Origin of the sequence: Pseudaminobacter salicylatoxidans (genome assembly GCF_003148475.1) — a bacterium.
Classification (GTDB): Bacteria; Pseudomonadota; Alphaproteobacteria; order Rhizobiales; family Rhizobiaceae; genus Pseudaminobacter; species Pseudaminobacter salicylatoxidans.
Window position 1 is genome coordinate 1 of record NZ_QGGG01000006.1, and the last position, 22655, is coordinate 22655.

Genomic DNA, 22655 nt, shown 5'->3' on the forward strand with positions numbered 1-22655 from the left:
AGCGTTGCCTCGATCGATGCTCCTGCCATCCATGACCTCCAAATCATGGAAACCTATGGATTCAGAAATCGTAAAAATACGCAACTGTAATGCTAGGCGGTAGCAGCAGCACCGCTCACTGCTGCAAGGACGAGATGTCGGCGCCGCGCGTGACCAGGCGCACCAGATCGGCCTGTCCGGTGGCGCCCGTCTTGCCATAGACATTCTTGAGCTGGGTGCGGATCGTTTCGCGCGAGACGCCGGCTGCAGCGGCGATCTCATCGATCGAGCGCCCGAGCACGATGCCGGTCATGGCGCGCATTTCGGCTGCCGTCAGGTTGAATGCGTGCGCCAGATGCTCGAAATCGACCGCCCGGCTGCCGGCATGGGGCGGTTCCATCAATACGATCACGGTCGGCCCCTCGAAATAGGCCGATATGCGGTCCTTGCGGACGCGCACGAAGGTCAGCTTGAAGGAGTCGAGGAACAGGCTCTGTACCCTCACGCCCTTGAAGCCGCGCTCCAGCATGGATTGCAGCAATGCGGTGGCTGCGGGCAATGCCAGTGTGAGCTTGCCGAGCGGAGACGTGCGCACCACGCCTCCTTCCGACAGCAGGCGCTGGCCCGTGGTCGATGCGACCTTTATCGTCATGTCCTCGCCGATGATGAGCAGGCCGACATCTATCGCGTCGAACAGCGAGCCGCCGAGTTCCGCGACCGGCTTGAGGTACGGGCTCGCGCGATAGTGCCGGAAGGCGCGCTGCAGATGCGGCGCGAGCTTCGTGAGGCAGTCGGCGGCCTCGCGGTTGCGCTCCGGGTCGGCCCGGTTCGTCAAGGTGCTGAGGAGGAAGGAACATCCTTTCTCGCGATGGATGGTTATGCCCACGGCGCTTTCCAGTCCGAGAGGATGCAGGAAGTCGTTGTAGAATTCGGTTTGCAGCAGACTTTCGCGGGTCAGCATCTGCTCGGCCACCACCCCGACGCCGACCGGCCGTATGGCGGCTTTCTTCATCCATGGGTTGCGAGCGGCGAAATGGTCCGCATAAGCGTCCGTGATGTTCTCCTTCAGGCCCGACGCGAGCGACCAGCTGCCTGTGTTGCTGATCGCATCATGGAAGAACAGGGTGGATGCACCGCCCGGCAGCATCAGGCTCAAACGATCGAGAAACTGCTGCCAGGTGGCTTCACCCAGCAGGGCAGCGTAGATCAGATCGACCAGTTCGTCCTGGCTGTTACCGGTCAGGCCCATGGGGTGCACCGGATTGGAAATCCGATTCGCTCAGGCAGGATGCATGTTGACCAGCATCGCACGGGGCAGTCTCCCTCAACCCACTGAATGATACCCGATACAATGTCAGGTTGACAACGGTGGAGAACGCGCCACGCACGTTTGAATTGCAGAAATTCGTGATATGCATCACCCGGGCGGGTGATTTTCTGGATGGCGTCTGGGGCATATTGGACCAGATGATTTTCCAGTGCGAGCGGGATGGGTCCTGCTCGTGAAAGGGTTTGGGGGCAGGTCATGCCACAGTCGGCTTCGAGTCTTCGAAGCTCCTTCAGCGATATTCCCGACGCAGGCGCGGCCTCGGGGCAGGGAAGCGTGGTTTCCAGTGCCGGAAGGGCACTGTGCCTGCTCGGTGCCGCGGGGGAATTGTTGGCGGCGACGCCCGAATTCGAGGCGCTGTTCAACAACACCATTTTCGTCTTCAACGGCCGCATGCGTGCCGCCCGGCCTGAGGAAAACGCAGCCCTGCAGGCATTGATTTCGTCCCTCCTTGCGCCTTCTGCGCAGCAGTCCAGCCGGAACAAGGTTGTCCGGCTGACCCGTCCCGACGACACCGTTGTCAGTGCGCACGGCATCTGCGTGAGCGGCGGGCTGTTGCCGGAGGGCGCGCCGGTAGCGATCCTCATGGTGGACATGCCGTCTCCCGCCGCGGCGGCCGAGACTTTGCTGTGCGAGGCTTATGGCCTGACGGTTGCTGAGGCGCGTCTGGCCAGCAGGCTTGCCGCCGGCGCGCCGCTGAAGGAAGCGGCGGCGGCCGAGAACATCACCTACGAGACCGCGAGAAGCCGGCTGAAGACCATCTTCCGCAAGACCGATACGAGGCGTCAGGCAGAACTGGTGCTTCTGCTTTCAAGGTCTCGCTGACGCATGATCCCGAGGCTTTCGGGGCAGGATCATGTTTCAGGAACAAAAGCTTGAGCGAGACGCCGTTTCGCCCCGAAGAATGCGGCCGAAACGACAAGCTTCAGGTCCGTTCCGGCTTGAAGAAAGCCGAAGCGAAGACCAGCAGCCAGCCGATGATCAGCAGGCTTCCGCCAATCGGGGCGGCGTAGGCAAACAGCCGGTCGCCGAGAAAATCGCGCGCCAGCATGTCGCCGACGAACAGGATCAGGCCGGCCAGCAGCACGAAGCCGGAAAAGCGCAGCAGCCGGGTCGTCGCCAGCAGTCCGATGGCCACAAGTGCGCTCGCGTGCATCAACAGGAAGGACGACGCGGTTTGCATATGTTCGCCGCCGGCATGCGCGGCCATGGCCGCCAGTGCAACGCCGGCAGCGCCCGCAAGCCCGCCGGCGCCGAGAAGAAAACGATCCTTGTGCATGGTCGGCCTCGTTGCATCCGGTTTTCACGATTTTCCTGCGGCTGACTATAACCGGTCGCGGGCTGGCGGACATCGGGCTGTCATCATCCAAAATGTCGCGGAAGCTGTGGACCGCTTTCCTGTGGACCCTGATTTCGCCGCCATTTTCGGTGATTGGCATGGTGGCGCGATCGGACCTAAGGTCGCCGCCTTATCGACACTGGAAACGACATGGCCGCAGACATTCAACGCATTGCCGCGCTCATCGCGCCCGACATCAACGCCAGAGCGGATCAGGCCGCAGCCGCGATCGGGCTTTTGGATGAAGGCGCGACCGTCCCTTTCATCGCCCGTTATCGCAAGGAAGTGACCGGCGGTCTCGACGATACGCAACTGCGCACGCTGGCCGAGCGGCTGATCTATGTGCGCGAGATGGATGCGCGCCGGTCCACCATTCTCGAATCGATCCGCGGCCAGGGCAAGCTGACCGACGAACTGGAAGCGGCGATTGCCGCCGTCACCACCAAGGCCGAGCTGGAAGACCTGTACCTGCCCTACAAGCCCAAGCGCCGCACGCGCGCCGAGATCGCCCGCGAGCGCGGGTTGGGGGCGCTGGCCGAGGCGATCCTTGCCGACCGCGCGGCGGTGCCGGCCGAACTGGCTCAAGCCTACATCACCGGTGACGTGCCGGACGTGAAGACGGCGCTGGATGGCGCCCGCGACATCATTTCGGAGCAGTTTGCCGAAAACGCCGACCTCGTCGGCCGCTTGCGCAACTACATGAAGGAGCGCGCCTTCCTGCGTTCCAGGGTGGTCGATGGCAAGCAGGAGGCCGGAGCGAAGTTCTCCGATTATTTCGACCATGTCGAGCGATGGGCCAATGTGCCGAGCCACCGCGCACTCGCCATGCTGCGCGGCCGCAACGAGGAAGTGCTGTCGCTCGATATCGAGGTGGATGCCGACGACACGTCGCCGGTGAAGCCGGTGGAGCGCATGATCGCCGAAGCCAATACCATCGGCCGGCAGGGCGCTGGCGACCAGTGGCTGGCCGATGTCGCCGGCTGGACCTGGCGCGTAAAGCTCTCGCTGTCGCTTTCGCTCGACCTCATGCGCGAGCTGCGCGAAAAATCCGAGGAAGAGGCGATCCGCGTCTTCGCGCGCAACCTCAAGGACCTGCTTCTGGCAGCACCTGCCGGCTCGCGCGCCACGATGGGCCTCGATCCGGGCATCCGCACCGGCGTCAAGGTCGCGGTGGTCGACCAGACAGGCAAGCTGCTCGACACCGCCACCGTCTATCCCTTCCCACCGAAGAACGACGTGCGTGGCACGCAGGCCGAGCTGGCGCGGCTGGCGGTGAAGCACAAGGTGGAGTTGATCGCCATCGGCAACGGCACCGCAAGCCGCGAGACCGAAAAGCTGGTCGCCGACTTGCTGTCGCCGATGCCTTCGCCCAAGCCGCTCAAGGTGATCGTCAGCGAGGCCGGCGCCTCGGTCTATTCGGCCTCGGAGACGGCGGCGGCGGAATTCCCCGGCCTCGACGTGTCGCTGCGCGGCGCGGTGTCGATCGCCCGGCGCCTGCAGGACCCGCTGGCCGAGCTGGTCAAGATCGAGCCGAAGTCGATCGGCGTCGGCCAGTACCAGCACGATGTCGACCAGTATCGTCTCGCCCGTTCGCTCGACGCGGTGGTGGAAGATGCGGTGAACGCGGTCGGTGTCGATCTCAATACCGCATCCGCAGCGTTGTTGGCGCGGGTGTCGGGTCTTGGCGCATCGCTTGCCGAGGCCGTGGTGGCGCATCGCGATGCCAATGGCCCGTTTGCCAGCCGCAAGGAACTCCTGAAGGTCAACCGCCTCGGCCAGCGCACCTTCGAGCAATGCGCGGGTTTCCTGCGCATTCCCAACGGCGCCGAGCCGCTGGATGCTTCCGCGGTGCATCCGGAAGCCTATGGCGTGGCCAAGAAGATCGTCGCCGCCTGCGGCCGCGACCTGCGCGCGCTGATGGGTGACAGCGCGGCACTCAAGGCGGTCGATCCGCGCGCCTTCGTGGATGAGCGCTTCGGCCTGCCGACCGTGCGCGACATCATCGCTGAGCTGGAAAAGCCCGGCCGCGATCCGCGCCCTGAATTCAGGACCGCGACCTTTGCCGACGGTATCGACGACATCAAGGACCTGAAGCCGGGCATGACGCTGGAGGGCACGGTGACCAACGTCGCCGCCTTCGGCGCCTTCGTCGACATCGGCGTGCATCAGGACGGGCTCGTCCACCTGTCGCAATTGGCCGACCGTTTCGTGAAGGACGCGCATGAGGTGGTGAAGGCAGGCGACGTGGTGAAGGTGCGCGTGCTGGAGGTTGATATCAAGCGCAAGCGCATCAGCCTCACCATGCGCAACCACGACGATGGCGCGGGCGCGCGTCCGGGGTCCGCCTCGCGCGACGACCGCGTGCAGCGTGGCGGGGGTGGCGGCAAATCGTTCAAGCCGGCCCCGCAGCAGAAGGGCGGCGGCGCATCGCAAGGTGCGTTTGGCGCTGCCCTTGCCGAGGCGATGAAGCGCAAGTAACCCCCTTCGGGCATGCGAAAGCAGACCTTATCTGCACCGGCCGGAGAAACCCGGCCGGTGACTTTGCGTTTGGACGGCCTGTTTTCGAACTGACGTAAGATTCTGTCCTGCGTCATGTCGGCAATTGCGTTACTCATTCGTCTTCGAGCAAGACGGAGGAGATGAATGCTCTACGCGATCCTTTGCTACAATTCCGAAGATGTTGTCGGCTCCTGGAGCAAGCAGGAGGACGACGAGGTGATGGCGCGGCTGGGCGCCGTGCAGGAAAAGGTGGCCGCGGCCGGCAAGCTCGGCCCGGTCGTGCGGCTTTTGCCCACCACCGCCGCCGCCACGCTGCGCAAGGGCCGCGACGGTCCGCTGGTGATCGACGGGCCATTTGCCGAAACCAAGGAGCAGTTTCTGGGTTTCTATGTCGTGGATTGTGAAACGCTCGATGAGGCTCTGGAGATCGCGAAGGAGTTGCAGGCCGCCAATCGCGGCCCCGGCGCTTATGAAGTCCGGCCCATCGGCATCTTCCGGCCCGGAGGCCTGACCGCATGACCGCAGACCCTTCCTGGATAGACGATGCGCTGACGGCGGCCCGGCCGCAGGTGGTCGGCGCATTGCTCCGTTATTTCCGCGATCTCGACGCGGCGGAGGAAGCCTTCCAGGAGGCGTGCCTGCGGGCGCTGAAGAACTGGCCGCAGAACGGCCCTCCGCGCGATCCGGTTGCCTGGCTGATCTTTGTTGGGCGCAACACCGGCATCGACGCCATCCGCCGCACCTCCCGGCAAGCGCCGATGCCGGAGGAGGACAGGGTGTCGGATCTCGACGATGTCGAGACGCCGATGGTCGAGCGGCTGGATGGGGCCGATTATCGCGACGACATATTGCGGCTGATGTTCATCTGCTGCCATCCCGAACTGCCCGCTACCCAGCAAGTGGCGCTGGCGTTGCGTATCGTCTCCGGGCTCAGCGTGAAGCAGATCGCGCGCGCCTTTCTCGTCAGCGAGGTGGCGATGGAGCAGCGCATCACGCGGGCCAAGGCGCGCATCACCCGTGCCGACGTGCCTTTCGAGGCGCCCGGCGCGGTGGAGCGGTCGGAGCGCCTCGCGGCAGTCGCGGCGATGATCTACCTGATCTTCAACGAAGGTTATTCGGCCGGCTTCGGTGAGGCGGGCGACCGCGCGCCACTATGCGACGAGGCGATCCGACTGGCTCGCCTGCTGCTCAGGCTGTTCCCCGCCGAGCCGGAGATCATGGGCCTCACCGCGCTGCTCCTGCTTCAGCATGCGCGCGCTGCCGCGCGTTTCGACGCCGATGGTGGGGCGATATTGCTGGAGGATCAGGACCGCGGCCTGTGGAACCGCGCCATGATCGCCGAGGGGCTGGCGCTGATCGACAAGGCCATGCGTCATCGCCAGCCGGGGCCTTATCTGTTGCAGGCGGCGATAGCCGCGCTCCACGCCCGCGCGGCGAAGCCGGAAGACACCGACTGGGCCGAGATCGAGCTGCTTTACGCCATGCTGGAGCGGCAGGAGCCGTCGCCGGTGGTGACGCTCAACCGGGCCGTCGCGGTCGCCAAGCTGCGTGGGCCTGAAGCCGCACTTGCCATGGTCGAGCCACTGGAAGAACGGCTGTCAGGCTATTTCTACCTGTTCGGGCTCAAGGGCTATCTGCTGATGCAGCTTGGCCGCCGGGCAGAGGCGCGCATGGCCTTCGATCGCGCCATCGCGCTGGCCAACACGCCGGCGGAAGCGGCGCATATCCGCATGCATCTGGACCGGCTGATGAAAGAAAGCGGCGCACCGGCGCGCACCGGATGAGGTGCCTTCCCAGCTGGCCGCCGTTTCCCCGGTTTTTGGAAAAGATCATGCTCAAGCAAACAGACCGGGCCTGACGACGCTTCGAGAGAACGTCGTCAGGCCCGGTCGATCTCATCCTTCGCCACGTCGTGGCGACCTCCCCCGTGTGGGGGAGGCAAGCTTCCTCAGGCTGTTCAGCTCATGAAGAAGTTCTGCGTGCCGTGCGCCTCGATGGCTTCGGCAAGCCGGCTCAGCGCATGCACGTAAGCCGCGGTGCGCATCGTGATGCCCTTGTCACGCGAGAGCTCCCAGATCGCCTGTCCCTCGCGCTCCATGATGGTGCGCAGGCGCACATGGATTTCCTCGACGGTCCAGTAATAGCCCTGACGGTTCTGGACCCATTCGAAGTAGGAGACCGTGACGCCGCCGGCATTGGCCAGGATGTCGGGCAGCACGATCACGCCGTTCTTCGCCAGGATCGCATCACCCTCGGGCGTCACCGGGCCATTGGCGAGTTCCAGCACCAGCTTGGCTTTCACCGAGCCGGCGTTGTCTTCGTCGATCATGTTCTCGAGCGCGGCCGGCACCAGCAGTTCGCACTCCACGCCGACGAGGTCGTCGGCCGCAAGCGCCGTGTGACCGTGCTGGCCGGCGGTCGTTGCAACCGAGCGACCGTCGTTCTTGGCCGCAAACAGGGCATCGAGATTGAGTCCGTCGGTCGCAAAAACCGCGCCTTCGGAGTCGGAAACAGCGACGATCTTGTGGCCGTCCTCCGCAAGCAGGCGGGCGATATGCTGGCCGGCATTGCCGAAGCCCTGCACGGCGACGCGCAGGCTGGGAGCAAGGTTGAGGTCCTTGGCCAGATGCCGGACGAGATAATAGCCGCCGCGCGCCGTGGCATCGCTGCGCCCGAGCGAGCCGCCCAGCGCGATCGGCTTGCCGGTGATGACGGCAGGCTCCGCCTGGCCGACGATCTGCGCATATTCATCGGCCATCCAGCCCATGATCATGGAGTTTGTGTAGACGTCCGGCGCGGGAATATCGCGGTCGGGGCCGATGATGCGCGAAAACGCCTGGATGTAGGCGCGCGACAGGCGCTCGACCTCGGCTTTGGAAAGCTTGCGCGGATCGACCTGCACCGCGCCCTTGCCGCCGCCATAGGGCAGGTTCATGACCGCGCATTTGAAGGTCATCCAGAACGCCAGCGTCTCGACCTCGTCGATGGTCGCTTCGGGATGGAAACGGATGCCGCCCTTGGTGGGCCCGCGCGTGTCGTCATATCGGCATCGCCACGCCAGGAACGATTTTCGCGATCCGTCATCCATGCGGATCATCAATCGGACTTTGGTGGTTTCTCGCGGGAATTTCAGTTTCTCGATGACATCGGCGTCGATGTTCAGGTGTGCTGCGGCCTCGTCAAGGCGGCTGAGTGCGTCATCGAAAAGACTGTCGTCGGACATCATAGTTCCTTCTTCGAGATAAAACTTTTGCGTTTGTGACGAAACGCGCCCCGCTTCTGCCACAAACTGTCGTGCCAAGCCAACTGGTCAAAAGTGCTGTTTTTGGAGCCGGGTGGCTTTCCCCCGGAAATTGCCGCGAAAAATGGTCCGAAAACGAGCAATGATTGCAATTGGAAGAGCGATTTCACCGCATAAAGTAACATCCTTGCAACATGGCCGCCATGCGACGACATGCACCAGAGCCTCGTGTCGCAAATCGGGCAAACTGCCCTGTGCGCGGTGAACAATCCCCGCGCGAACCATGTGCGTGACGCTGTACTGTACCAGGAGCGGGGCTTTTTGCCTTGCCTGGGCCTAATCGAATCACTCTTTCCCGGCTAACGAGTATGCCCGCGTGAAAACCCTGCCGCGCGTGGTGGGGCAGGGTATGACAAGGGAAAAGCCATGATCGTTTCGCAGGTGGGGATTTCGGTTGCGGGTCGAAGGCAACCGGGTGGTCGTCCGCAAAACCCTTGCCGTTGCGGATAGGTCATGTCCGGATTCGCGCTGGTCATCGTGCTGACCGCCGCCTTGCTGCATGCAAGCTGGAACGCGCTGGTCAAGGCGGCCAGCGACCGCGCGGTGGTGCTTGCCGCCGTCTCGTCCATGCATGCGCTGCTCGGACTGGCGCTGGTGCTGTTCGCTCCGCTGCCCGCGCGTGAAAGCTGGCCCTATATCGCCGTTTCGACGGTCGTCCACTACGGCTACTACGTGTTCCTTTTCCATTCCTACCGGCTGGGCGATCTCAGTCAGGTCTATCCGATCTCGCGTGGTCTTGCACCGGTTCTCGTTGCGATAGGTGCCTATCTGCTGATCGGTGAAACCCTGCCGCCGGCCGGTTGGGCCGGGCTTGTCGCGATTTCCGCCGGCATCGGCTTCCTGGCACTTCAGCGTGGTGCCGTTCATGCCGATCCGCGCGCGGTGACGACGGCTGCCACCACGGGAATCCTGATCGCCTCCTATTCGGTGATCGACGGCATTGGCGTGCGGGTCTCGCAGGCCCCCTTCGGCTATATGGGATGGTTGTTCCTGCTCGAATTGCCCGTGACCCTTTTCGTGCTGTGGGGACGTCGCGCCGACCCTCACAATTTCGACTGGCGCACCTTCCGCATCGGCATGATCGGCGGTGCCTTTGCGGTGACTGCCTATGGGCTGGTCATCTATGCCAAGACGATCGCGCCGCTCGGGGCGGTGTCGGCGGTTCGCGAATCCAGCGTCATCATCGCCGCACTGATCGGGCTGCTGCTGTTCGGCGAGCGGCCGTGGTTGGGCCGTCTGGTCTCGGCGGCGATTGTGGCCGGAGGGGTCGTAACGCTGGCCTTCGCCGCATAAGCGGGGTTGGGGGGCGTTGTTGCCCGCTCGGGATTGGTCATGACGGCTGGGACCTGTATATGGTCCGGGTATCTTCCATTTCCTTGAAGGTAACGGGAAAACGTCATGCAGCAGCGCCGCTTCGGCCGTACGGATCGCGCCGTGTCCGTCATCGGACAGGGAACATGGTATATCGATGAAGGCGACCGTCGTGCCGCGGTCGAGGCTTTGCGCCGGGGCATCGACCTGGGCATGGGCCATATCGACACGGCCGAAATGTATGGCGATGCCGAACTGGTTGTCGCCGAAGCGATCGTCGGCCGCCGGGACGAGGTTTTCGTCGTGTCCAAGGTGCTGCCGAGCAACGCTTCATATGCCGGCACGCTGGCTGCCTGCGAGCGCTCGCTGAAGCAGCTCGGAACCGACCGGCTCGACTGCTACCTGCTTCATTGGCGCGGCCGCTATCCGCTCGAAGAAACCTTCCGCGCTTTCGAGGACTTGCGCGAGGCCGGCAAGATCCTCTCCTGGGGCGTCAGCAATTTCGACGTGGACGATCTCGACGAGGCGCTGGCCGTGGCGGGCGACGGCAGGATCGCCTGCAACCAGGTTCTTTACCATTTGCGGGAGCGTGCCATCGAGCATGGCGTGCTGCCCTGGTGTGCGGAGCGCGGCGTTGCGGTGGTGGCCTACAGCCCTTTCGGGCATGACGGGTTTCCTTCCGTCGCATCGGCGGGCGGGCGCGTGCTGGCCGAGATCGGCAAGGCGCATGGCGCCACGGCGCGTCAGGTGGCGCTGGCGTTTCTCACGCGCGATCCGGCGGTGTTTGCCATTCCCAAGGCGTCGCGCGCTGCGCACACCGCCGACAATGCCATGGCCGGGGATATTCGCCTGAGCGAGGTGGAAATCGAACGCATCGAACAGGCGTTCCCGCGTGGCCGATGGCCCGGCAGCCTGCCTATGATCTGAGCGCGAAGCTCCCGCGAATTGTCCCTTGCATAACAGCCTCTGGCAGCGATCAAATGCGCGCTACCGGAGGCTTTTCATCCCAAAGGCCTGCCCTAACTCCGATCTCGTACCCTGGCTGCACAATCGCGATCCCGGCCCGATGAGCCGGCGGCCGGACACGCCTGCAGCCGGTGCTGGCCGGCTTTCCTCCAGATGAAAGGAGTTTTAGCCATGGCGCGTCGTTCGCTCATGCCCTTCAGCGGCAACAATATGATGAGCAGTGATTCGTTCCTGTCCCTGCAGCAGGGCATGAACAGGCTGTTCGACGAGGTGTTCCACGGTTCGAGGCTGCCCCTGATGGAGCGCGACGAAGGCATGATCGTTCCGCAGATCAATGTCTCCGAGACCGAAAACGAGGTGCATATTACGGCCGAACTGCCCGGTGTGGCCGAAAAGGATGTCGAGGTCATGCTGGATGGCGATGTCCTGACGATCCGCGGCGAGAAGAAGATGGAAAAGAAGGAGGACAGGGAGAATTATCACTTTGTCGAACGCTCCTTCGGACAGTTCCAGCGTTCGATCCGCGTGCCGCATTCCATCAATCCCGAGCAGGTCCATGCGCATGTGGTCGATGGCGTGTTGTCGATCACGCTGCCGAAGAATGCTGCGAAGGAAAAGACCCGGCACATCAAGGTCGGCTCGGGAAGCTCGACCAGTCACTGAGACCCGGTAGAGGCCGTGGCCGCGAAAGTGCACAATGCCGCTTCCACGGCGATGAGGCGGTCCATGCAGGTGCGCCAGCTTTGCGGAAGGGTATCCAGCGGCAAGGCTGGCGCAGGCGCAAGGTTCTCGGGCGTTGTGCCCGAGGCCAGCGCCGCGCAAAGTCGCGCCGCATCCCGCACGCGCCCTTCCAGCCCTGATGGAATCGGCGCCTCATTCTTGCGCAGGGCGTTCGCCAGCGCCTCCCCGAACAGCAGCGCGTTCGCGTAAAGCCTGATCGAGCGGCGGTCATAGCGTGCCGCAAGCTCGTTTATCTCTCCGGCCGAGATGCGTCCACGCAACGACCAGCGCGCCGCATGGCGTGCCCAGCCTATGCTTGAGGCGAGCACGTTGAGGCTCTCATGCGCGGTGGAGAACTTGTCCATCGCCGCCTGCGCGGCTGACGTGTCGGCTCGCGCCAATGCGTCGGCGCTGGAGGAAAAGCCAGTCCCGAGATCGCGCAGCAGCTTCCGTGCAGCCTGCTTGATCAGGTTGACCGGATCGGGCGTCACCAGAAGCTGGCTGAACAGCAATGCCACGACGATGCCTATGCAGGAATCCAGCAGCCGCACATAGCCCGCCGTTTGCGGCCCCATCACCAGCACCAATATGGTCGAGACGCCGGCCTGGATCGGAACCACCGGCCCGAGCCCGAAGGAGGAGGCAAGCATCATGGCCACGAAGGTGGCCACCGAACCGCGCAACAGCAGCATGCTGCTGCCGACGGCCAGCGCCAGTTCGCCGATGAGGATGCCCAGCCCGACGCCGACCAGCATGCCCACTGCCTGCCGCGCGTGGCTGGGCAGGCCCGGAGCCAGGGAGACAAGCGCCACGATGGCGGCGAAGACGGGGTAGGGGTGGCCGAGCAGTTTCTGCGAGAGCAACCAGGCGACCGCTCCCGCAATCGAGGAAAACAGCACGTCGCGCCAGGCGTTCGACCAGCGTGCGACGATGATGCCGGCGAAACCCCTCATGACGCCTTTTCCGTCGCTCCGCTTGCTCGGACAGATGACCGAGCAGATCATTTTCTTCCAGCGGGCGCAAGGCGCTACCTGGCGCGTATGGCGGTCAGCGTCCCGGCATTGCCCCTTTTTCGCCATCGCCGAGACATTCGCCCGTCATCGAACGCAGGCAGTTTCCGCAGCGTGTTCGGCGGCGCGATTCGGAGGCGAAAATGCAGGTGCCATATGAGACGACGCTGGAGGAGATCCTCAACGAGCCCATCATCCAGCAGGTGATGGCGCGCGACGGCGTCAGGAGCGACGATATTGTGCGGCTGCTGCGGCAGGCGCGCATGCGCTCGGTCCGTCGCATGCGCGGGCGCATGTCCTATCCGATCGACTGAGCGGTTTGGGTGCTACTCGTCGTCCGATTGCGCTTTCGCCCGTCCCGGCACTTCGGGATTGCGCTCGGCGCGATCGCGATAGAGCGCGGCGCGCGCCAGCAGCATCAGCGTGACCGGCGTCGTCACGGTCACGAATACCGCAATCAGCGCCTCGTGCAGCACGGGGCGCGACTGCAGCACGGAAAAGAAGATGATGGAACCGATCAGCACCCCGGCGGCACCCCAGGTGCTGCCCAGCGTGGGCGCATGCATGCGCTCGTAGAAGGTTTTCAGCCGCAGCAGGCCGAGCGCGCCGATCACGGTGAAGCCCGCGCCGACCAGCACGAAGAAAGCTGTCAGCACCGCTGCCCAGACCGGAATATCGGCGGCGTGGCTCATTCGATCACCTCGCCGCGCATGAGGAATTTCGCCAACGCCACGGTGGACACGAAACCCAGCAGCGAGATCACCAGCGCCGCCTCGAAATAGAGCGTGCTGCCGGTCCTGATGCCGAACACCAGCAGCAGCAGCATGGCGCTTACATAGAGCGCATCGAGGCTGAGAATGCGATCCTGCGCGCGCGGCCCGCGCACCATGCGGAAGGTCGCTATTGCCATGGCGACGGCGAGAAGAATCTGTGCGACCAATAGCGACCAGAACAGGATGACGGCGCTCATTCGAATATCTCCATCAGCAGGCGCTCGTAGCGGTTCTTGATGAGATCGATCCACTCCCCTTCATCGACAAGGTCGAAGACATGCAGCAGCAGCGTGCTGCGCGCGGAATCATATTCCACCCACGCCGTGCCCGGCGTGCTGGTGACGATGCAGGCCAGCACCGACAGGCCGGTATGGTCGCGCAGGTCGAGCGGTATGGTGACGAAGCCGGATACCCGCCGCACATGCTTCTGCCGCAGGATCAGCCGCGCCACCGCGATGTTGGAACGCAATATGTCGGCCGCCACGATGGCGATGAGCTGGGGAATGGACAACCAGCGTCTTATCCTTGGCTTCTGCGGCTGCAGCCGTGCCATGACGTTGGAGGCCGATATGGCGATCACGGCGCCCAGCAGTACATGGCCGGACGTCAGGTCGTTGAGCAACACCCACATGACCAGCAGCGAGGCAGTCAGCAGCGGATAGGGCAGCAGGCGCCTCACTGCGCACCTCCTTCCCCCGGCGCGGGAACACGCGGTGCCGACAGCACGTCCTGGATATATTGCGTGGGCGCGCGCAGAGCGTGTGCCGTGTCCTCCATATAGCGCATCACCGGCCCGCCCTGGACGGTGAGTGCCAGCGTCAGCACCAGCAGCAGCACGATCGGCACGACCTCGACGATCAGCACGCGCGGCACGACCGCCTCGATCGGCGCCCAGAAGACGCGGATGCCGACGCGCGACATGGCCAGCAGCGCCGAGAGGCCCGACAGGATGAGCAGGAGGGTGAAGACCCAGGCCGTGGTGGAAACGCCCGTCGCGGTTTCGGCCGGATTGAACAGGGCGACCATCATTGCCAGCTTGGCAATGAAGCCCGAAAGCGGCGGCAGGCCGGCAAGCAGGATGCCGCAGCCGCCGAAGCAAACGCCGAGGATGGCCAGCGTGCCGGGCAGCGCCACGCCGGCCTCGGCTTCCGCCTCGTCCTCGTCTTCGTCGCCGAAGGCTTCGGCGGTCACGGCCAGGATGCCGGCTGCCGGATCCTGGCCGCGCTCGATCAGTTCGATCAGCAGGAAGAAGGCGCTGACGGTCAGGGTAGAGCTGACCAGATAGAACAGCGCGCCGCCCGTCACCCCGGTATCGGAAAAGCCGATGGCCGTCAGCAGCGTGCCGGAGGAGACCAGCACGCTGTAGGCGGCCAGCCGCGCCATCGCCTGCGAGGCAAGCACGCCGATCATGCCGTAGGTCAGGGTGGCCATGCCGCCGATCAGCAGCAGCTTGCTGCCGAAGCCTTCGGAGGTGCCGGCCTCCGCGCCGAAGAACAGCGGCGACAGCCGCAGCAGCACATAGATGCCGACCTTGCTGAGAATGGCGAAGATCGCCGCCACGGGCGCTGCCGCCACCGTATAGGCGTTGAGCAGCGAAAACGACAGCGGCCACATGCCTGCCTTGATCAGGAAGGCGATGCCCAGAACGGCCGCGCCGGCTTCCAGAAGCAGCCGGTCGTTGCCGGTGACGGCCGGGATCCTGACCGCGAGATCGGCCATGTTCAGCGTGCCGGTGACGCCGTAGATCAGCGCCACGCCGATCAGGAACAGGAACGAGGCCGACAGATTGACCGCGATATAATGCAGGCCGGCCCTGACGCGTTGCTGGCCAGAGCCGTGCAGCACGAGTCCATAGGAAGCCGCCAGCATCACCTCGAAGAAGACGAACAGGTTGAACAGGTCGCCCGTCAGAACCGCGCCGTTGACGCCCATCAGAAGCAGCTGGAACAGCGTGTGGAAATAGGCGCCCACCTTGTGCCAGCGGGCGAGCGAGAACATCAGCGAGGCGATGGCCAGCACGCTGGTCAGCACCAGCATCAGCGCCGTCAGGCGGTCAAGCACCAGCACGATGCCGAAGGGCGCCGGCCAGTTGCCGAGCTGGTAGACGCCGGTGGTCGAGCCGTCGGCAAAGCGCAGCAGCGTGACCGCCACGCACAGCATCGCCAGGGTCGAGATGAGGTTGACGACGCCTTTCAGGAATTGCCGGCGTTCGTCATAGAGCAGCAGCAGCGCGCCCGCCACCAGCGGCAGCAGGATCGGCGCGATGATCAGATGGTGCGCCCAGCCGGTCACTGCTGCTCCCTCCCGTCGACATGGTCCGTGCCGGTCAGGCCGCGCGAGGCCAGTAGCACGACGAGGAAGAGGGCGGTGGTGGCAAAACCGATGACGATGGCCGTCAGCACCAGAGCCTGCGGCACCGGATCGGCATAGTCGGCGATGTTGCCGGTCTGTCCGGCGAGCACGGGCGGGGCGTTGGAGCGCAGCCTGCCCATGCTGAAGATGAACAGGTTGACCGAATAGGAAATCAGCGAAAGCCCGATGATGACCTGATAGGTGCGCGGGCGCAGCAACAGCCACACGCCCGAACCCGCCAGCACGCCGATGGCAATGGAAAGGATCAGTTCCATCACGCACCGTCCTGCTGTTGCGTGGAGGCACGCGCCGCACGCAGGCTGCGGACCGACTGATGCGCCAGCGCGATCAGCATCAGCACCGTGGCGCCGACCACCAGCGTGAACACGCCGAGATCGAACAGCAGCGCGCTCGCCGCCGGCACCTTGCCGATATAGGGAAGCTCCAGATACTGCGAATGCGTGGTCAGGAACGGGTAGCCGAACAGCCAGGAGCCCATGCCGGTCGAAACCGCAGTGAGAAGCCCGAGACCGATCCAGCTCACCGGCAGGATGCGCAGCCTGTCCTCCACCAGCTTGGTGCCTGCCGCCATATATTGCAGGATGAAGGCCGCCGCCATCGCGATGCCCGCCACGAAGCCGCCGCCCGGCAGGTCGTGTCCGCGCAGGAACAGATAGAGCGCCAGCACGATGATGACCGGGAACGCCCACTGCATGATGACCGCAGGCACGAACAGATAGTCGCTGACGGTATCGCCCGGCTTGCGATCGGGATCGGCTTCATCCAGCTCGTTCTGGATGCGTTGCTGTTCGGGCGAGTCGACGCTTTCGGGTGCGGGACGGAAACGGCGCAGCAGCGCAAAGACCGACAGCGCCACGATGGCCAGCACGGTGATCTCGCCCAGCGTGTCGAAGCCGCGGAAATCGACCAGGATGACGTTCACGACATTGCGGCCACCGCCCTCGGTATAGGCTCGTTCGAGGAAGAAGGAGGCGATCGTTTCGGACAGCGGCTGGGTCATGACCGTGAAGGACAGCGCGGCGATGCCGATGCCTACAAGGACGGCCACGACGAAGTCGTTCTGACGGCGCAGGCGCATCTTCCAGGTAACGCCGATTTCCGCATCCGTCTCCTCGATGCGCTTGGGCAGCCAGCGCAGGCCCAGAAGCAGAAGAACGGTGGTGACGATCTCGACCAGCAACTGGGTGAGCGCCAGATCGGGCGCCGACAGCCAGACGAAGGTGATGCAGGTGGCCAACCCCGCACCGCCGAGCAGGATCAGCGCGGCGAAGCGATGGTATTTCGCCTGATAGGCGGCAGCGACGGCGCAGCCCGCGCCCACCAGCCACACCAGCGCCAGTATGGGGTCGACCGCGCTCACCTCCACGACACCCAGGCCGAAGCCGCCGATATAGAGCGGCAGCAGTGCTGCAAGGAAGGCTGCCAGCACGATCAGCCTGAGTTGCGGCTGCAGCCGGCGCGTGCTGAGATAGCTTTCCACGAAGCGCGCCCATTTCCACGAGATCGTGACCAGGATGCGCTCGAAGATGCGGCGGCCCTCGATGAGCCGGAACACGGGCGGCCCCTCCGGGCAGGTCTGGAGATATTTGCGCAGCGCCAGATAGAGCAGCGTGCCGGCGACGAGGGCAATCGCGCTCATAGCCAGCGGCAGGTTGAAGCCGTGCCAGACGGAGAGGCTGTATTGCGGCGTTCGCGGTCCCAGCACGGATTCGACGGCAACCCGCAGATAAGGACCGATCGTGCGGCCGGGCACGGTGCCGACGATGAGGCAGGCAACCACCAGGAACAGCATCGGAAAGAGCATCCAGAAGGGCGGCTCATGCGGCTTGCGCGGAAGGTCGGTCGGCTTGGGGCCGAAGAACACCGAATGCACCAGCCGGATCGAATAGGTCACGGCAAAAGCGCTGGCGAGCACGGCGACGTAAGGGGCGGCGGTGTCGAGCACGGAGAGCGCGTGGGTTTCGATGGCCTCGGCGAAGAACATCTCCTTGGACAGGAAGCCGTTCAGCAGCGGCACGCCGGCCATCGCCGCACTCGCCACCATGGCAAGTGTCGCGGTGACGGGCATGTAGCGGAACAGCCCGTCAAGCTTGCGCATGTCGCGCGTGCCCGTTTCGTGGTCGATGATGCCGGCCGCCATGAACAGCGACGCCTTGAAGGTGGCGTGGTTCATCATGTGGAAGATGGCGGCCACCGCGCCAAGCGGGCTGCCGAGGCTGAGCAGCATGGTGATGAGGCCGAGATGACTGATGGTCGAATAGGCGAGCAGCCCCTTCAGGTCGTGCTGGAAGATGGCGAAATACGCCCCCAGCAGAAGCGAGGACATACCCGCGAGGCCGACCAGCCAGAACCATTCGGGCGTGCCCGCCAGAACCGGCCACAGCCGCGCCAGCAGGAAGATGCCGGCCTTCACCATGGTTGCCGAATGCAGATAGGCCGACACCGGCGTGGGCGCGGCCATGGCGTTGGGCAGCCAGAAATGGAAGGGGAATTGTGCGCTCTTGGTCAGCGCCCCGAGCAGGATCAGGATCAGCGCGGGAAGATAGAGTTCGCTGGAGCGGATCTTGTCGCCCGAGGCGAGGACTGCGTCGAGGTCGTAGCTGCCGACGATGTGGCCGATCACCAGGACGCCGACGAGAAGCGCGAGGCCGCCGATGCCGGTGACCGTCAGCGCCATGCGCGCGCCGTCACGGGCGCCGGCGGTGTGATGCCAGTAGCCGATCAGCAGGAAGGAGAAGATGCTGGTCAGTTCCCAGAAAAACACCAGCAGGATGAGATTGCCGGAAATCACCACGCCGAGCATGGCGCCCATGAAGGCGAGGAAGAAGGAGAAGAACCTCGGAACCGGATCTTCCGACGACATGTAGTAGCGCGCATAGAACACGACGAGCAAGCCGATGCCGGAAATCAGCGTGGCGAACATCCACGCGAAACCGTCCATCCTCAGCGTGAAGGAAAGGCCGAGTTGCGGCATCCAGTCGAACTGCGCGCGCAGCGCGCCATGCTCGACGATGGCCGGATAGGCGATGAAAGTCAGGGCCAGGCATGCAAACGCCACGCCGCCGGCCAGCCAGGCCTCGGAATTGCGTGCATTGGGGAGAAAAGTGGCGGCCAGAAGGCTGCCGGCGAACGGAAGAACGATCAGAACGGTCAGCAGTACGTCGTCGTTCATCAGCCTCAGTCGTTGTTGATTCGGAATATGCGGCGGGCGCAGCAAGTCCATTATGGTGGAAGTTCGGCTCACCTAGCAAGAAATCTGTTGTGCGCGAAGCACTTAATGGGCGCCTGCGTCTTCTGGACACACTCTGTCCACATATGTTGGGCGTGTTTGGCGGCAGTTTCCGAAGCTGCCGCTTGCACAGTCAGCCGGTCGCCTCGCTCTCGTCCACCGCTTCCCTGCCGGTCAGGCTCTCGATGCGGATGCGGTAATAAAGATAGCCGGCTTGGTCGCCATTGGTCCGCTGGACAGGGTATAACACGCCCGGCTCCCACCAGTTGGCCTGGCGCTGCAGCAATTGCCATGCTTTCTTTCGTTCCAGATGCCACCGCGCGTCGTCTGGCAGTTCCTCGTAGCAGCCATAGGCAACGACGCTGCGCCATTCGCGACCGTCATGCATCGTGTCCACCTGCAGGCAGACCTGCGGGTTCTGCCGCATCCATGCGACTTTCCTGCCTTCCATGGAGAAGCTGTAAAGGTGATGGTCGGCAAAGGCGAAATAGATCGGCACGACATAGGGCCGGTCGTCATGCACGCAGCCCAACCTCCCCACCCGCGCCGCCGACAATACCGCCGTGCATTCGGCCGGCGTCAATTCCCGCAAGAACATGCCGCTTCCTTCCGCTCCTGTGCGAACTGAACCGATAGCTATGGCGCCTTTGCCCGAAGGGCAGAGGCGTGGAAGCGAAATCGCCCGCCATGAGCGATGTGGACGTGACGCCGCCCGTATCCGCCCTATCTGTCCATAGCGATCATGCGCCGTTTTAAGGAGGGTGACGCATGAAGGAGGTCTGGCCCGACATTCCCTACACCGCCTGGAACGAAACCTGCTCGGCGCTGCATCTTTATTGCCAGGTCATCGGCAAATATCGCCTGGCCCGCACGCCCTGGGTCAATCATTCCTGGCACGCGACGTTCTATGTCGATGCGCGAGGGCTCACCACGTCGCTTATCCCCGATGGCCCGGCCTGCGGAATGGAGGTGCAACTCGATCTGCTTGGCCATGAGGTCGTGGTCATCTCCAGCGATGGCCGTATCGGTCGCCTGCCGCTGCTGGCCGGATCGGTCGCGAGCTTCAACAGGCGCTTCAAGACGCTGCTCGCCGACATGGGCGCAAACCCGGAATGCAGTTGCGTTCCCAATGAAATACCCGATGGCGTGCCTTTCACAAAGGACGATGTGCTTCGTCCTTACGATGCCGAAGCCGTTGCACGCTTCTTCCATGCGCTGGTGCAAATCGACCGGGTGTTCAAGCAGTTTCGCACCGGCTTTCTCGGCAAGGCCAGTCCGGTGCACCTGTTCTGGGGCAGCTTCGATCTGGCGGTGACGCGCTTTTCCGGCCGCAAGGCGCCGCTTCATCCCGGTGGCATTCCTGCACTGCCGGACAAGATCACCTGCGAGGCTTACAGTCATCAGGTCTCGTCTGCGGGGTTTTGGCCCGGTGGAGGCGGCGTCGACTTTCCAGCCTTCTATTCCTATGCCTACCCCGCCCCGGATGGTTTTTCGCAAGCCGGCGTGCGGCCGGACGCCGCCTGTTTCGACGCCAATCTCGGCGAATTCATATTGCCATATGACGCAGTGCGGACGTCGCCCGATCCCGATGGTATGCTGATGGAGTTTCTGGAGAGCTCCTATCGCGCGGCCGCCGATCTGGGAGGCTGGGACAGGCATACCCTGGAATGCGCGACGGGCAGGCCGCTGCATCCACGCCCGGTGCCGTGACAGGCGCTTCGCCTGCGCCGCATGATGGGATTGTCTCGACCTTATTCGGCTGCGGCGTTGTGCCGGCCTGTGTCGGCTGACTGCAGGAAGTCCTCCAGCACAGTAACCTGGTCCGGTGTCATATGCAGGCCGCGCTTGGTGCGCCGCCACAATATATCTTCGGCGGTCTCGGCCCATTCGTGCTGCATGAGGTAGCGGATTTCGGTTTCATGCAACTCGGCGCCGAAATCGCGGCCCAGGTCCTCCAGTCTCGCGGCATTGCCGAGCAGCGCGCGGGCGCGCGTGCCGTAAAGGCGGATAAGGCGGCGGGAAAGGGCTGAACTGAGAAACGGATAGTCCCGCTGCAATTTCGCCGCTTCGGCCGCGAAACCGGTCGCAAAGAAATCGCCACCCGGCAGAGGCGCATCGGCGGTCCACGGCTTTCCGCGCTTGCCCAGATGCGTCTCGATCTTTTCGAGCATGGATTCAGATAGCCGCCGATAGGTGGTGATCTTGCCGCCGAAGGCATTGATCAGGGGCGCGCCTGCATCCGCATCGGCCTTCAGCACATAGTCGCGGGTGGCTTCCTGTGCCTTTGAGGCGCCGTCATCATAGAGCGGCCGCACCGCCGAATAGGTCCAGACGATGTCATCATGCCGTACCGGTTCGGCGAAATATTCGCTTGCGGCGGCACACAGATACTCCGTTTCGGCCTCGCTGATCCTCACATCGTGCGGATCGCCGTCGAAATCGCGGTCGGTGGTCCCGATGAGCGTGAAGTCTTCCTCATAGGGGATGGCGAAGATGATGCGGCCATCCTTGTTCTGGAAAAAATAGGCGTGCGGATCGGCGAACTTCTTGCGCACGACGATGTGGCTGCCCTGCACCAGCCGGACATTGTGGACGCCGGGCTTGCCCACCACGTCGGACAGTACGTGATCGACCCACGGCCCGGTGGCATTGATCAGCAGGCGCGTATGCATCTCCTCGACCTTGCCGGTACGCTGGTCCTCCAGCAGCAGCGCCCAAAGGCCGTTCTCGCGCCGCGCGGCGATCACCCTGGTGCGGGTGCGAATGTCGGCGCCGCGGTCGGCGGCGTCGCGGGCGTTCAGCACCACGAGGCGGGCATCGTTGACCCAGCCGTCCGAATATTCGAACGCCTTGGCGAACAGGGGCTTCAGCGGCTTGCCGGCGGGGTCGCGGCGCATGTCCAGCGTGCGCGTGGCAGGCAGCAGCTTGCGCCCGCCGATGTGGTCGTAGAGGAACAGGCCAAGCCTGATCAGCCAGGCTGGCCGCAAGCCTTTTGCATATGGCAGCACGAAACGCATCGGCCAGATGATATGCGGCGCATTGCGCCACAGCACCTCGCGCTCCATCAGCGCCTCGCGCACCAGCCGGAACTCGTAATGTTCGAGATAGCGCAATCCGCCATGGATGAGCTTGGTCGAACCCGACGATGTGCCGCTTCCCAGGTCGTTCATTTCGGCAAGGCCGACCGAAAAGCCGCGGCCGGCCGCGTCGCGCGCGATGCCGCAGCCGTTTATGCCGCCGCCGATGATGAATATGTCGTAGGTTTGCGGTGCGCCCACGTGCTTGGCGCCTTTCGTCTGATACGGATCGAGGATAATCGAAGCTGCAAGCTGATTATTTCGAAAATAGAACGAATGTCAAACGAAAATAAGGCGCGTGTCGATGCGTCTTGATCGCAATGGGTTCGTTGACGACGTGGCTTGCAACCGCGACGGCCCCGCAAGTGGATGACGGATGCAATGTTGACGGAGAGCTTCTGAAGGAACGGCTTGGTTGGCAGTGTGCCGAACGCCGCGATCATATCGCGGATGGATGGGTGCGCTTTGGGTATCCCATGTCGCAGGGCTGGGTGCGCGAGCACGGGGCGTCGCAACTGTTGCGACGGGTCCGGCAACCCGGGTGGGTTTGGGGGAGGTTGCCGGACCCTGACCCGAGTCGGGCAACTCAGGCTGCGCTGGTCATAGCACTGCCGGCGGCCGCGTCTGCCGGAAGTTGCGCTTTTACCCACGACAGCAGGTTGGGAGCCTTAATGCTTTGTTAATGGAGCAGGAAAACTTCGAAGCGATGCCGGGGGCGCCATTCGGCGTACGCTCTATCGCGACCTGTGAG

Annotated in this window: 21 protein-coding genes; 9 read left to right on the top strand and 12 right to left on the bottom strand. The window is 63.9% G+C overall.

Going from position 1 to position 22655, the window contains the following annotated elements; genetic code table 11:
- Nucleotides 1-115: 115 nt before the first annotated feature.
- A complete protein-coding gene (locus C7441_RS09765) occupies nucleotides 116-1228 on the bottom strand; it encodes a helix-turn-helix transcriptional regulator (protein ID WP_109612721.1) in 1113 nt (370 codons plus the stop codon).
- Between the two features lie 276 nt (nucleotides 1229-1504).
- On the opposite strand from C7441_RS09765, the gene C7441_RS09770 reads away from it, so the two are divergent.
- Nucleotides 1505-2131, top strand: a complete 627-nt coding sequence (locus C7441_RS09770; protein WP_146201448.1) for a helix-turn-helix transcriptional regulator — start codon at nucleotides 1505-1507, stop codon at nucleotides 2129-2131.
- Nucleotides 2132-2231: 100 nt separating this feature from the next.
- On the opposite strand, the gene C7441_RS09775 is transcribed toward C7441_RS09770, so the two are convergent.
- Complete coding sequence (locus tag C7441_RS09775; RefSeq protein ID WP_109612723.1) at nucleotides 2232-2585, bottom strand: DUF423 domain-containing protein; 354 nt, start codon at nucleotides 2583-2585, stop codon at nucleotides 2232-2234.
- Nucleotides 2586-2795: 210 nt separating this feature from the next.
- Here C7441_RS09775 and C7441_RS09780 point away from each other — a divergent pair, with 210 nt between their 5' ends.
- The 3 genes from C7441_RS09780 (at nucleotide 2796) to C7441_RS09790 (ending at nucleotide 6928) form a co-directional block, all read left to right on the top strand.
- Complete coding sequence (locus C7441_RS09780) at nucleotides 2796-5123, top strand: Tex family protein (RefSeq protein ID WP_109612724.1); 2328 nt, start codon at nucleotides 2796-2798, stop codon at nucleotides 5121-5123.
- Between the two features lie 165 nt (nucleotides 5124-5288).
- Nucleotides 5289-5663 (top strand): YciI family protein, encoded by a 375-nt coding sequence (locus tag C7441_RS09785; protein ID WP_109612725.1) that lies wholly within the window; start codon nucleotides 5289-5291, stop codon nucleotides 5661-5663.
- Complete coding sequence (locus C7441_RS09790) at nucleotides 5660-6928, top strand: RNA polymerase sigma factor (protein WP_109612726.1); 1269 nt, start codon at nucleotides 5660-5662, stop codon at nucleotides 6926-6928. The genes C7441_RS09785 and C7441_RS09790 overlap by 4 nt, the downstream gene beginning before the upstream one ends.
- A gap of 173 nt (nucleotides 6929-7101) precedes the next feature.
- On the opposite strand, the gene C7441_RS09795 is transcribed toward C7441_RS09790, so the two are convergent.
- On the bottom strand, nucleotides 7102-8367 hold the full coding sequence (locus C7441_RS09795) for a Glu/Leu/Phe/Val family dehydrogenase (RefSeq protein WP_109612898.1): 1266 nt from the start codon (nucleotides 8365-8367) through the stop codon (nucleotides 7102-7104).
- 531 nt (nucleotides 8368-8898) lie between these two features.
- Here C7441_RS09795 and C7441_RS09800 point away from each other — a divergent pair.
- The 3 genes from C7441_RS09800 (at nucleotide 8899) to C7441_RS09810 (ending at nucleotide 11385) form a co-directional block, all read left to right on the top strand.
- On the top strand, nucleotides 8899-9738 hold the full coding sequence (locus tag C7441_RS09800) for a DMT family transporter (RefSeq protein ID WP_244916109.1): 840 nt from the start codon (nucleotides 8899-8901) through the stop codon (nucleotides 9736-9738).
- Nucleotides 9739-9843: 105 nt separating this feature from the next.
- Nucleotides 9844-10683 (top strand): aldo/keto reductase, encoded by an 840-nt coding sequence (locus C7441_RS09805; RefSeq protein ID WP_109612727.1) that lies wholly within the window; start codon nucleotides 9844-9846, stop codon nucleotides 10681-10683.
- A gap of 210 nt (nucleotides 10684-10893) precedes the next feature.
- Entirely contained in the window at nucleotides 10894-11385 is a 492-nt protein-coding gene (locus C7441_RS09810) for an Hsp20/alpha crystallin family protein (RefSeq protein WP_109612728.1), read from the top strand.
- Here the strand turns inward: C7441_RS09810 and C7441_RS09815 are convergent.
- Entirely contained in the window at nucleotides 11379-12395 is a 1017-nt protein-coding gene (locus C7441_RS09815; RefSeq protein WP_109612900.1) for an FUSC family protein, read from the bottom strand. The genes C7441_RS09810 and C7441_RS09815 overlap by 7 nt on opposite strands.
- A gap of 200 nt (nucleotides 12396-12595) precedes the next feature.
- On the opposite strand from C7441_RS09815, the gene C7441_RS24035 reads away from it, so the two are divergent.
- Nucleotides 12596-12766, top strand: coding sequence for a hypothetical protein (locus tag C7441_RS24035; protein ID WP_019172695.1), 171 nt, complete (start codon nucleotides 12596-12598; stop codon nucleotides 12764-12766).
- A gap of 12 nt (nucleotides 12767-12778) precedes the next feature.
- Here C7441_RS24035 and mnhG read toward each other — a convergent pair whose 3' ends face one another.
- The 7 genes from mnhG to C7441_RS09850 form a co-directional block, all read right to left on the bottom strand.
- Entirely contained in the window at nucleotides 12779-13144 is a 366-nt protein-coding gene (mnhG, locus tag C7441_RS09820) for a monovalent cation/H(+) antiporter subunit G (RefSeq protein ID WP_109612729.1), read from the bottom strand.
- Nucleotides 13141-13422 (bottom strand): K+/H+ antiporter subunit F, encoded by a 282-nt coding sequence (locus C7441_RS09825; protein ID WP_109612730.1) that lies wholly within the window; start codon nucleotides 13420-13422, stop codon nucleotides 13141-13143. Before C7441_RS09825 ends, mnhG begins: the two co-directional genes overlap by 4 nt.
- A complete protein-coding gene (locus tag C7441_RS09830) occupies nucleotides 13419-13904 on the bottom strand; it encodes a Na+/H+ antiporter subunit E (protein WP_109612731.1) in 486 nt (161 codons plus the stop codon). Before C7441_RS09830 ends, C7441_RS09825 begins: the two co-directional genes overlap by 4 nt.
- Nucleotides 13901-15517, bottom strand: a complete 1617-nt coding sequence (locus tag C7441_RS09835; protein ID WP_109612732.1) for a monovalent cation/H+ antiporter subunit D — start codon at nucleotides 15515-15517, stop codon at nucleotides 13901-13903. The genes C7441_RS09830 and C7441_RS09835 overlap by 4 nt, the downstream gene beginning before the upstream one ends.
- A complete protein-coding gene (locus tag C7441_RS09840) occupies nucleotides 15514-15852 on the bottom strand; it encodes a Na+/H+ antiporter subunit C (protein ID WP_109612733.1) in 339 nt (112 codons plus the stop codon). Before C7441_RS09840 ends, C7441_RS09835 begins: the two co-directional genes overlap by 4 nt.
- On the bottom strand, nucleotides 15852-18773 hold the full coding sequence (locus C7441_RS09845; RefSeq protein ID WP_425326576.1) for a monovalent cation/H+ antiporter subunit A: 2922 nt from the start codon (nucleotides 18771-18773) through the stop codon (nucleotides 15852-15854). The genes C7441_RS09840 and C7441_RS09845 overlap by 1 nt, the downstream gene beginning before the upstream one ends.
- A 187-nt stretch (nucleotides 18774-18960) precedes the next feature.
- Nucleotides 18961-19425, bottom strand: coding sequence for a pyridoxamine 5'-phosphate oxidase family protein (locus C7441_RS09850; RefSeq protein ID WP_019172701.1), 465 nt, complete (start codon nucleotides 19423-19425; stop codon nucleotides 18961-18963).
- A 170-nt stretch (nucleotides 19426-19595) separates the two neighbouring features.
- Between C7441_RS09850 and C7441_RS09855 the strand changes: the two genes are divergently transcribed.
- Entirely contained in the window at nucleotides 19596-20537 is a 942-nt protein-coding gene (locus C7441_RS09855) for a DUF5996 family protein (RefSeq protein ID WP_109612734.1), read from the top strand.
- A gap of 41 nt (nucleotides 20538-20578) precedes the next feature.
- Here C7441_RS09855 and glpD read toward each other — a convergent pair whose 3' ends face one another.
- A complete protein-coding gene (gene glpD / locus C7441_RS09860; RefSeq protein WP_109612735.1) occupies nucleotides 20579-22105 on the bottom strand; it encodes a glycerol-3-phosphate dehydrogenase in 1527 nt (508 codons plus the stop codon).
- Between the last annotated feature and the right edge of the window lie 550 nt (nucleotides 22106-22655).